Origin of the sequence: Streptomyces sp. NPDC056486, from assembly GCF_042795295.1 — a bacterium.
GTDB lineage: Bacteria > Actinomycetota > Actinomycetes > Streptomycetales > Streptomycetaceae > Streptomyces.
On sequence record NZ_JBHTSF010000241.1, the window covers coordinates 1 to 9,995 of the forward strand.

The 9,995-nt window shown below is 70.2% G+C and carries 8 protein-coding genes; 1 reads left to right on the forward strand and 7 read right to left on the reverse strand.

Annotated elements, in window-relative coordinates; genetic code table 11:
• Positions 1-150: 150 nt before the first annotated feature.
• Positions 151-408 carry a hypothetical protein gene (locus ACFQ7F_RS43385; protein ID WP_383284402.1) on the forward strand — a complete coding sequence of 86 codons (258 nt, stop codon included), beginning with the start codon at positions 151-153 and terminating at the stop codon, positions 406-408.
• Here the strand turns inward: ACFQ7F_RS43385 and ACFQ7F_RS43390 are convergent.
• The 7 genes from ACFQ7F_RS43390 to ACFQ7F_RS43420 all read right to left on the reverse strand — a co-directional run bounded on the left by ACFQ7F_RS43390 (position 405) and on the right by ACFQ7F_RS43420 (position 9,975).
• The gene (locus ACFQ7F_RS43390) at positions 405-947 is read right to left on the reverse strand and encodes an NUDIX hydrolase (RefSeq protein ID WP_383284405.1); all 543 of its coding nucleotides are present in this window, start codon (positions 945-947) and stop codon (positions 405-407) included. The two genes, ACFQ7F_RS43385 and ACFQ7F_RS43390, sit on opposite strands and share 4 nt — an antisense overlap.
• Before the next feature lie 124 nt (positions 948-1,071).
• A complete protein-coding gene (locus ACFQ7F_RS43395) occupies positions 1,072-2,421 on the reverse strand; it encodes a transcriptional regulator (protein ID WP_383284408.1) in 1,350 nt (449 codons plus the stop codon).
• 268 nt (positions 2,422-2,689) lie between these two features.
• Positions 2,690-3,679: a PP2C family protein-serine/threonine phosphatase gene (locus tag ACFQ7F_RS43400; RefSeq protein WP_383284420.1), complete on the reverse strand. Its 990-nt coding sequence runs from the start codon at positions 3,677-3,679 to the stop codon at positions 2,690-2,692.
• 389 nt (positions 3,680-4,068) lie between these two features.
• A complete protein-coding gene (pheT, locus tag ACFQ7F_RS43405; RefSeq protein WP_383284411.1) occupies positions 4,069-6,579 on the reverse strand; it encodes a phenylalanine--tRNA ligase subunit beta in 2,511 nt (836 codons plus the stop codon).
• Positions 6,579-7,736 carry a phenylalanine--tRNA ligase subunit alpha gene (gene pheS, locus ACFQ7F_RS43410; RefSeq protein ID WP_383284414.1) on the reverse strand — a complete coding sequence of 386 codons (1,158 nt, stop codon included), beginning with the start codon at positions 7,734-7,736 and terminating at the stop codon, positions 6,579-6,581. The genes pheT and pheS overlap by 1 nt, the downstream gene beginning before the upstream one ends.
• A 187-nt stretch (positions 7,737-7,923) precedes the next feature.
• Positions 7,924-9,066 (reverse strand): sensor histidine kinase, encoded by a 1,143-nt coding sequence (locus tag ACFQ7F_RS43415; protein WP_383284417.1) that lies wholly within the window; start codon positions 9,064-9,066, stop codon positions 7,924-7,926.
• A 54-nt stretch (positions 9,067-9,120) separates the two neighbouring features.
• Positions 9,121-9,975: a TrmH family RNA methyltransferase gene (locus ACFQ7F_RS43420; RefSeq protein WP_383284423.1), complete on the reverse strand. Its 855-nt coding sequence runs from the start codon at positions 9,973-9,975 to the stop codon at positions 9,121-9,123.
• Positions 9,976-9,995 lie beyond the last annotated feature (20 nt).

Here is a 9,995-nt window from a genome sequence, read left to right on the forward strand (position 1 = left end):
CTCGATCGAGTGCCGGGCCCGCGGCGTTCACACACCGTGTGCGCGCTGGGCTCGCATATGCCCTTCGCACACTCTGTCGCCCTGGCCACCAGGCGAGTTGACTTTCTGTGCGCATCAGGGGGATAAACAGCTACAGAATGGAGCCGACTTGTGACCGCCGACCCCGACCTTCGCGTGGTCCCCGAAGAACTCGCAGAGTTACGTCGCAGCTTGGACGTGGGCCTCGCCCGCGTCGACGGACAGCTGGCGTTGCTCACCCAACATGACGAACAGAGCGTCAAGAACCAGGACGACCTGACCGTACGTATCGCCGCGCTGGAACACACACGCTGGCCGCTGCCCGCCCTTCTCGCCCTGACGGCGGTCGGTGCGCTCGCCGTGGCGGTCTGGCAGGCCATCGGCCGTTAGTGCGTGTCCTGGCCCAGTCGCAGGTGGTGCAGGAGCAGGAGCGCCGCCGCCATGTTGGCGGCCGGTACTTCGCCCCGCGCCACCATGTCAGGGACGAGTTTGAGTGGGACCCACTCACGGCGGTCGGACTCGAAGTCGTCCTCGGGATGACCGATGTAGGTGCACTCATCCGACCAGTAGATGTGGTGCTTGGCGTCGGTGAGCCCATTGGACGGCTCGACACTCATCAGGTGTCGTAACGGGCCCGGCCGCCAGCCGGTCTCCTCCTCCATTTCCCGGGCGGCCGCATACGCGATGTCCTCGCCGTCCTCGACGACGCCCGCGGCGAGTTCCCAGCCCCAGCTGTCGGTGATGAAACGGTGCCGCCACAGCAGAAGCACTTCGTTGGCTTCGTTGACGACGGTGGCCACGGCCACGGGCCGCAGCTTTATCAGGAAGTGATCGAGGTGCCGGCCGTCGGGCAGTTCCACATCTGCCAGATTGACCGTGAACCATCGGTTTCCATACACAGTTTGTTCGCTTTGTTTCGTCCACTGCACGGTTCTGCCACCTTCCGCCGAGTAGATGGCAATATCGCAGCAGGAGGTTGGTCAGAGCAGCGTGTGAACGGCCGGGGGGTTCAGCGCTCGCCGAGGGTCGTCACCGGCGTACGCGCGGTGCGCATCACAGGGGCACGCGCAGCGCTCCGTCGATGAGTTCGGCCGCCTCGGACGTGCCCGCGCAGTCGCTGCGCACCAGATACTCCCGTACGGCCCGGAGCCGGTCACGCAGCCGATGGGACTCCATACCCCGCGCCTGCTCCGCCATTTCCACCGCCGTGGCCACCGCCTCGTCGGTGTTCCCTTGACGCAGTTCGATCTGGCTGAGCATGGCGAGCCGATGGACCCGGCCCCGGTCATGTGCAGGTGTGTCCACCGCCGCCGCCGCGTGTTCGTACGCCCCTGCGAGGTCGCCCAGACTGAGCAGTGCCTCCGCCACTTGTACGTTGACGAGTCCGGGCTGGACATAGCCGGTCTCGTCCGGCTCGCGTCCACGCCGGATACGTTCCGCGGCGACCTCCGCACGCCGGATGCAGGACAGCGCGCTGCTGCCGTCACCCAGGTGTGCGTACGACTTCGCCTGCATGGCGTAGAGGTCGGAGGCGAGAGCCGGGGTGAGATCGCGCCCCGCGGCACGCAGCGCGGCCTCCGCGAAGGCGACCGCCTGACGGTACTCGCGCATGTACAGCGACTGGTTGACGAGGAGCGCGATGACATAGGCGCCAAGGCCCCTGTCCCCGCTGGCCTTCGCGAGCCGCAGGGCCTGGTGGAAGTAGCGCTGGGCCAGGCCGTGCGCGTCCGAGTCGTAGGCACAGATGCCCGCGATGGCCACCAACCCGCCGGTGGATCTGTGCAGTTGGCGGCCCGTCTCGTCCGTGTAGCTGCCGCGCAGCAGGGGCGCGGCCTCGGCGTTGAGGAAGCCGACGATGCGGGTGCGGGTCGCGATGCCGCCGGTCTTGCGGTACATCTGCTCGTAGTGGGCACGGGCCGCACGCATCATGTCGATGTCGGCCGTGCTCACCGGGTGCCTGCCGCCGCGCGAGACATCCACGTCCTCGGGAGGGTTCTCCCACTCCCAGACAGGCATCACCGCGGGTGTTCCCGTGACGGCGGGTGCGCCAAGGAGATGCGGGCGTTGCTGTTCGTCGGAGCGCCACAGCGCGGTGGCCCGCTCCACGAAACCCGACAGCGTCGAGGCCATGGAGCCGAATGCCGCGGCCGGCAGACCGGGCACTCCGAGGCCGATGTCGTCCAGGGTGACGGTGCGCTGGAGCCGCCCCGCGAGGACTTCACAGATCAGGTCGGGCACCTGGCCGCGCGGGCGCTGGCCCTTCAACCACCTGGATACGGCGGTGTGTTCGTAACGCAGGGCGAGGCCTCGCCTCTTCCCTGCCTGATTGACGTGGGCAGCCAGGCCCGCGTGGGAGATTCCCGCTTCGTCGAGGATCGCGTCGAGCAGGGTATTGGGCTGCATGGAGGCCCTCCGGTGACTCGGTACGGCAAGCGTAGTAGAGGTGACTTCACACGGGGTGTGAACGGAGTGCCCGAATCCGGGGGGTGCGCGCTCTGCCGTCACCACTCCTGTCACGCTTGACTGAGATTCCTCACAAGGAGGCCGGCCGGGCCGCCGGCTCCCCCTCAAAAAGTGCGGCGGCCCTCACTGGCGTCGTCCGCCCCGCTGTCTGCCCGACATTTCCAAGGCGGGGACGGACGACGCATGGCCGGTGGAAACCGGCGGTGCGTCACGTCATGGTGCTTTCCCGGCGCACCGTCTCGCCCTGCTGCAGGGGCACCCGTCGGCGGTTGTTGCGCAGCACAAGCAGCGCGGCATCGTCGGCGGGCAACCGCCTTGTGTGGCGCAGGAGTTCGGCGTAGACCATGCGGATCACGGTCTGCGGCACGACCGGCGGGACCCGCGCCGCTTCGGTGAGCACCTCCTGAAGCGGAAAGAACCGTCCGCCCGCGTCCCGCGCGTCCTCCATGCCGTCCGTATGCAGCACGAGCGCCTCCCCCGCAAGGAGCCATCCGCAGTGCAGAACGGGCAGTTCGGCGGGGAGCGGGAAAGGGCCGAGCGGCGGCAGCGGCACCCCGCCCCTGACCGGCTCGGCGCGCCCGCTCAGGCGGTACGGCCAGGGGTGGCCGCAGTTGAGCGCGGTCATCTCGCCGTCCGGACCGATCTCCATCAGGAGCACGGTGACGAACTCCTCGACCACCGGACTGTCCGGAGCCGCGACCCCGCTCGCCGGATGCTCGGCCCTCGACCGCTCCCGCAGGTGCCGCCCCAGGGCGCGCTCCAACTTTCTGAGCACGTGCGGCAGTTGCGCCTCGTCGTGCGCCGCCTCGCGGAAGCTGCCGAGCACGGCGGCGGCCGTACCGATGGCGGTCAGACCGTGCCCGCGCACGTCGCCCATGACGACGCGGACGCCGTGGTCGGTGGCGACCACCTCGTACAGATCGCCGCCGACCGAGGCGCCGTGTGACGCGGAGAGCTGCCCTGCCGCGACCGTGAGGCCCTCGACACGTGGCGGCAGCGGGCGCAGCAGGGCGTTCTGCGCGGCGCCCGCGATCTCACGGAGCTGACGCAGCTCCCGCAGCAGCGCGCCGCGGACGTGCAGAATCAGACCGGCGCCGACCGTGAGTAACACCGCGCTGCTGACGATCCGCGCTTCGAGGCTGTCATCCCGGGCGAGCGGGCAGACGAGTCTGTACGTGACCACCGCCGCGCCCCACACCACAGGAAGGCCGAGGTGGAGAACGCGCCGGAGCCGCGGCGGGTCCACACGGGGCACCCGCGTCCCGGTCCGCGGCCCGGCCCTCGCCCCGGCCCTCGCCCTGAGCCTGGTCCGGCTCCTCGCCCGGAGCAGCGCCCGGCGGGGAGTTCCAGCCCTGATACCGATCATGCCGACGGCCCCCCTAAGGCCCTGTTCAGCGTGCAGACCGCGCACCGCGGGGATCACTGGGCCGCGGCGGGACCGATTCTGTCGACCGCCTGAGCCGATCGGGACAGAGAGGGCTTACTTGCCACTCAAACGAGTGAAGGGCGTATCCGGAGGTCCGGATACGCCCTTCTTTGTGCCTCTTGTGCGCCCCTCGTGCGCCTGGTGGCGACTACTGGCGGTGACTACGCTCCGCGCAGCACCGCGCCCATCCGCTCCGTCGCCAGGGCGACGGCCGCGTCACGGGCCGCGGAGGCCTCGTCGACGGTCAGCGTGCGGTCGGCGGCGCGGAAGCGCAGCGCGTACGCGAGGGACTTCTTGCCCGCACCGATCTGCTCGCCGGTGAAGACGTCGAACAGGCGGATGGACTCGAGGAGTTCACCCGCGCCCTCGCGCAGCACCTTCTCGACGTCGGCGGCGGGGACTCCTCCGTCGACGACGAGCGCGACATCCTGCGTCGCGACGGGGAAGGTGGAGATCTTCGGCCCCTGCGGGACACCGGCGCTCGCGTCCTCGAGACGGTCCAGGTCGAGCTCCATCGCGCAGGTGCGCGCGGGAAGACCGAGCGTCTTGACGACGCGCGGGTGCAGCTCGCCCGCGTACCCGATGACGTGCTCCGCACCGTCGATCACGACGGCGAGCTCGGCGCACCGGCCCGGGTGCCACGGGCCGTACTGCCCCTGGCGCACGATCAGTTCGGTGCCCGACTCGGCGGCCAGGTCGCGCGCGGCCTGGACGGCGTCGGACCACTCGGCGGGACGGCCCTTGCCCCACCAGCCTGCCTGCTCGCGGGCGCCCGCGAGAACGACGGCGGCGTGCCGCGGCTGCACGGGGAGCGCCTCGGTCAGGGAGGCGATCTCCTCGACGGTGGGACGCCGGTCGACGGGAAGACGCACCGCGACGCGGGCCTCGGCGCGGGGCTGGAAGACGAGCCCCGTCTCGAAGAGCGCCAGGTCGTGGCTGCCGCGCCCTTCGTTGCGGCGCAGCGCGCCGAGCAGCCCGGGAAGCAGCGTCGTACGAAGAGCGGGCTCCTCGTCGGAGAGCGGGTTGACCAGCTTCACGACCCGGCGCTTGGGGTCGCCGGGCTCAAGGCCAAGTTGGTCGAAGATCTGCTCGCCGATGAACGGGTAGGTCGGCGCCTCGACGAATCCGCTCCCGGCAAGCGCGCGGCCGATGCGGCGGTGCAGGCGCTGCCGGTCGGTCAGGCCGCGGCCCGCGGGGGGCTTGGGCAGCGTGGACGGGAGGTTCTCGTACCCCTCGAGCCTGATGACCTCTTCGGCGAGGTCGTTCGGCTCGGCGAGGTCGGGACGCCAGGAGGGCACGGTGACGGTCAGGGCGTCCTGGCCGTAGACGTCGCAGCCGACTTCCTGCAGGCGGCGGACGACGGTCTCACGGCCGTAGACCACACCGGCGACCTTGTCCGGGTGATCGGCGGGCATGCTGATCGTGTGGGGCGCGGAGGGCGCGATGACCTCGGTGACCCCGGGCTCCGCGGTGCCGGCCGCGAGCGCGACGAGCAGGTCGACCGTGCGCTGCGCGGCGGCGGAAGCGGCCTGCGGGTCGACGCCGCGCTCGAAGCGCTTGGCCGCCTCGGAGGGCAGCTTGTGGCGCCGGGCCGTGCGGGCGATGGAGATCGCGTTGAAGTGCGCGGCCTCGATGACCACGTCGGTGGTGCCCGAGGCCTCCGCGTGATCCGCGATCTCGGTGTTGGCGCCGCCCATGACGCCCGCGAGGCCGATCGGGCCGCGGTCGTCGGTGATGACCAGGTCCTCGGCGTCCAGGACGCGCTTGGTGCCGTCGAGCGTCGTGAACTTCTCGCCCTGCTCGGCACGGCGGACACCGATGGTGCCCTCGATGCGGGAGCGGTCGTAGGCGTGCAGGGGCTGGCCGAGCTCCAGCATCACGTAGTTCGTGATGTCGACGGCGAGCGAGATCGGGCGCATGCCCGCCTTCTGCAGGCGGCGCTGGAGCCAGATCGGCGAGCGGGCCTCGGGCCGAAGACCGGTGACCGTGCGCGCCGTGAAGCGGTCGCAGCCCATCGGGTCGGAGACCTTGACCGGGTAGCCGGAGGCGTTCGGCGCGGGCACGTCCAGGAGCGCCGGGTCGCGCAGCGGCAGGCCGTACGCGATCGCGGTCTCGCGGGCGACACCGCGCATCGACAGGGCGTAGCCGCGGTCGGGCGTGACGGCGATGTCCAGGACCTCGTCGACCAGTTCGAGCAGCTTGATGGCGTCGGTGCCGACCTCGTGCTCGGGCGGAAGGACGATGATGCCGCCGCTTCCGTCGTCGCCCATGCCCAGCTCGTCGCCGGAGCAGATCATGCCGTGCGAGGTCTTGCCGTACGTCTTGCGCGCGGCGATCTTGAAGTCGCCGGGCAGGACGGCGCCGGGAAGCACGACGACGACCTTGTCGCCGACGGCGAAGTTCCGTGCGCCGCAGACGATCTCCTGCGGCTCGCCCGTGCCGTTGGCGGAGCCGACGTCGACGGTGCAGAAGCGGATGGGCTTCTTGAACTCCGTCAGTTCCTCGATGGTGAGGACCTTGCCGACGACGAGCGGTCCTGTGAGACCTGCGCCGATCTGCTCGACGGTCTCGACCTCGAGGCCGACGTCGACGAGCTTGGCCTGTACGTCACGGCCGGTCTCGGTGGCGGGGAGATCGACGTACTCCCGCAGCCAGGAAAGCGGGACCCGCATCAGATCTCCATCCCGAAGGGCCGGGTGAACCGGACGTCACCCTCGACCATGTCTCGCATGTCTTCGACGTTGTGGCGGAACATCAGCATCCGTTCGATGCCGAACCCGAAGGCGAATCCGCTGTACTTCTTGGGGTCGACGCCGCAGGCGGTGAGCACCTTCGGGTTGACCATGCCGCAGCCGCCCAGCTCGATCCAGCCCTCGCTGCCGCAGGTGCGGCAGGGGCGGTCGGGGTTGCCCACGGACTCGCCACGGCAGACGTAGCAGACCATGTCCATCTCGGCGGACGGCTCGGTGAACGGGAAGTAGTTCGGGCGCAGGCGCGTCTTCATGTCCGCCCCGAAGAGCGACTGGACCATGTGGTCCAGGGTGCCCTTGAGGTCGGCCATGGTCAGGCCCTCGTCCACGGCGAGCAGCTCGATCTGGTGGAAGACCGGGGTGTGCGTCGCGTCCAGCTCGTCCGTGCGGTACACACGGCCGGGGCAGACGATGTAGACGGGCGGCTCGCGGTCGAGCATCGCGCGGGCCTGCACCGGAGAGGTGTGCGTGCGCAGCACGACACCGGACTCTCCCCCAGAGCCGAAAGCCTGGGAGGTGCCCCCACCCTCAGTACCCTTCGGGCCCTCGACGAAGAACGTGTCCTGCATCTGCCGGGCCGGGTGGTCCGGGGTGAAGTTCAGGGCGTCGAAGTTGAACCACTCCGCCTCGACCTCGGGGCCCTCCGCGATCTCGTAGCCCATGGCGACGAAGACGTCCGCCACGCGCTCCATGAACGTGGTCAGCGGGTGCCGGGCACCGGCCGGGACGCGGTCGTAGGGCAGCGTGACGTCCACTGCCTCCTCGACGAGCACCCGGGCGTCGCGCTCGGCCTCGAGCTCGCTCTGCCGGGCGGCGAGCGCCTTGCTGACCGCGCCGCGCGCCATGCCGACGCGCTTGCCGGCCTCGGCCTTGGCCTGCGGGGGCAGCGCACCGATCTCGCGGTTGGCGAGGGCCAGCGGCGAGGTGCCGCCGGTGTGCGCGACCTTGGCCTCCTGGAGCTGTTCGAGGTCGCCCGCGGCGGCGAAGGCGGCGAGCGCCTCGTCCCGCATGCGCTCGATCTCTTCAGGTTTCAGTGCCTCGACCTCAACAGGGTCGTACGACTTGTTCGGTGCCGACATCTCTTCCCGTGCTTCCGGTTGGCTGGTGATGGTCCCCGTCTACGACTCGGAGACGAATCGTCCACATAGGGGGACGCAAACGTGCCAAGGATCGAGTCTAACGGGGGTGGCGCAGGTGAATGAGCCCGCGGGCGATGCTCGGGCGGATCAGAAGTGATCAGCGCTGATCAGAGATGACCAGGGAAGATCAGAGAAGATACGCCGGAGTGCTCACGGGCAACGTAAATCGGAACTGGGCGCCGCCACCGGGCGCGCGGCCGACGACGATCGTCCCGCCGTGCGCCTCCACGATGCCCTTCACGATGTACAAGCCGAGTCCCGTCCCGCCGCGTTTGCTGCCCCGCCAGAAGCGGGTGAAGACACGGCCCATCGATTCTTCCGGAATACCGGCTCCCTCATCGCTCACGGTCACGGCCGTTTCCGCCCCGCCCCGCTCACGCGAGGACGCCGAGGGTGCCACGTCGATGGTGACGGTTCCTTCGCCGTGCCGCACGGCATTTTCCAGCAGGTTGCTGAGCACCTGGTCGATCTTGTCGGGATCGGCCCAGAGGTCGGGCATCGGCTGCTGGACCCGGACGAGGAAGCGGTCCGCGTCCTGGCCCGAGGCGACATGGGCCTGGATGTGGCGGCCGACGGCGGCACCGATGTCGACGGGCTGACGGCGCAGTTCCAGCCGTCCGGAATCGATGCGCGAGATGTCGAGGAGCTCGGCGATGAGCCGGGTGACGCGGTCGGCGTCGGCGTCCACCGTCTCCAGCATCAGCTTCTTCTGGTCGTCGGTGAAGCGCTCCCACTTGGCGAGCAGCGTCGCCGTGAAGCCCTTCACGGAGGTGAGGGGCGAGCGGAGCTCGTGGGCGACGGTGGCGATCAGCTCCGCGTGGCTTCGCTCGGTGCGGCGGCGGGCTTCGGTGTCACGGATGGAGACGACGACGCGGCGGACCGGGCCGGTGGGCGCGGTGCGCACATAGCGCGCGGAGACGAGGACCTCACGCCCGCCGGGGAGCAGCAGATTGCGCTCGGGCTGGGCGAAACGGGTGGCGAGGCCGCCGTACGGATCGGTCAGCTGCCACCAGCGGCGGCCTTCGAGGTCTTCTAAAGGAAGGGCGCGTTCCAGCGGCGCGCCCAGGGCGTCGGCTGCGTGCGTCGCGGTGATGCGCACGGCGGCGGCGTTGAAGCAGATGACGTGACCCGACTCGTCCGCGACGACGAGGCCGTCGGGCAGGTCGTCCGGGTCGAGGCCGAGCCCGCCGAGGTCACCGAGGGCGCCATGGTCCGCGCGAGTACGCAGGACGTCCTGTACTCCCGGTGATCTGCTCGTGCCGATGCTCATTCCCCTACCCCACCTCTCGGACCGGCGCAGGAGGCCTCCGAGCCCGTCACCCTACTAGCTGCCGGTGACGGAACGGCACCCTCCAGCCGCTCGCTGTGCACGGGCGGAGGCATAGAGGCACACGGCCGCCGCCGTGGCGAGATTGAGGCTTTCGGCTCTGCCGTGGATCGGAACGCGCACCACGGCGTCGGCGAGTGCGCGGGTCTCCTCCGGGAGCCCCCAGGCCTCGTTGCCGAAGACCCAGGCGGACGGGGTGCCCATGGTGCCCTTGTCGAGCTCGTCGTCGAGGTCGTCCTCGCCCGCTCCGTCGGCCGCGAGGATACGTACGCCCGCGTCCTTGAGACCCTGGACGGCCTGCTCGACGGGTACGCCGACGGCGACGGGCAGATGGAACAGCGAGCCGACCGACGCGCGCACGCACTTGGGGTTGTAGAGATCCACGGAGGCGTCCGTCAGGACGACCGCGTCGGCCCCCGCCGCGTCGGCGCACCGCAGCACGGTGCCGGCGTTCCCGGGGTCACGGACGTGCGCGAGGACGGCGACCAGCTTGGGCCTCGCGGCGAGGATGCTGTCGAAGGGGGTGTCGATGAACCGGCAGACACCGACGAGCCCCTGCGGCGTCACGGTCGTCGAGATGTCGGCGATGACGTCCTCGTCCGCCAGGTGCAGGCGGGCACCGGCGGTACGGGCCTCGCCGACGATGTCGGCATAGCGCTCGGCGGCCTCGACGGTCGCGAACAGCTCGACGAGCGTGGCCTTGTCCGTGGCGGCCGCGGCGGCCTCCCGCACGGCCTGCGGCCCTTCGGCGAGAAACAGCCGCTCCTTACCCCGAAAGTTCCGCTTGCCGAGCCGCCGGGCAGCACTGACACGGGACGATTTGGGAGAGATCAACTCGGGGCCGGCAACCATAAGACTCACCTCGGGAAGAG

Bases quoted from the DNA above. Each gene is read 5' to 3' on its own strand.
- pheS (WP_383284414.1), bottom strand. From the start codon at position 7,736: ATGTCGGCACCGAACAAGTCGTACGACCCTGTTGAGGTCGAGGCACTG.
- pheT (WP_383284411.1), bottom strand. From the start codon at position 6,579: ATGCGGGTCCCGCTTTCCTGGCTGCGGGAGTACGTCGATCTCCCCGCC.
- ACFQ7F_RS43415 (WP_383284417.1), bottom strand. From the start codon at position 9,066: ATGAGCATCGGCACGAGCAGATCACCGGGAGTACAGGACGTCCTGCGT.
- ACFQ7F_RS43420 (WP_383284423.1), bottom strand. From the start codon at position 9,975: ATGGTTGCCGGCCCCGAGTTGATCTCTCCCAAATCGTCCCGTGTCAGT.
- ACFQ7F_RS43395 (WP_383284408.1), bottom strand. From the start codon at position 2,421: ATGCAGCCCAATACCCTGCTCGACGCGATCCTCGACGAAGCGGGAATC.